This window comes from Arhodomonas sp. KWT (assembly GCF_010993615.1).
On record NZ_WNXE01001090.1, the window covers coordinates 1 to 542 of the forward strand.

The 542-nt window shown below is 64.8% G+C and carries 1 protein-coding gene; it reads left to right on the forward strand.

The annotated features are described in order from the left end of the window. Nucleotides 1–542: trypsin-like peptidase domain-containing protein (locus G7A99_RS24305; RefSeq protein WP_205600058.1), on the forward strand; the 542-nt coding region annotated here is incomplete at both ends.

A 542-nucleotide genomic window follows, 5' to 3' on the forward strand; every position in this document is an offset into this window, starting at 1 on the left:
TTCACCGGGCTGGTGCGCGAGAACAGTCCCGCGGTGGTGAACATCAGCACCAAGCGCACGGTACAGGCCGGCCCGGACGCTGACTCCGGACTGCCGGAACTGCCCGAGGACCATCCTTTCCACGATTTCTTCGACCGTTTCCGCGACGGCGAGGAGCCCCCGACTTTCGAGACGGACTCGCTGGGTTCCGGCTTCATCATCGATGCCGACGGCTACATACTGACCAACCACCATGTGGTCAAGGACGCCACCGAGATCGTGGTGCGCCTGCCGGATCGTCGCGAGTTCGATGCGGAGGTGGTGGGCGCCGACCCGCGCAGCGACCTCGCGCTGATCGCCATCGATACCTCGGGCCTGCCCACAGTGACCATCGGACGTTCCTCGAAGCTCCAGGTCGGCGAGTGGGTGCTTGCCATTGGCTCGCCGTTCGGCTTCGATCACTCGGTGACCGCAGGGATCGTCAGTGCCCTGGGCAGAAACCTGCCCCAGGAGAACTACGTCCCCTTCATCCAGACGGACGTGGCCATCAACCCGGGCAACTC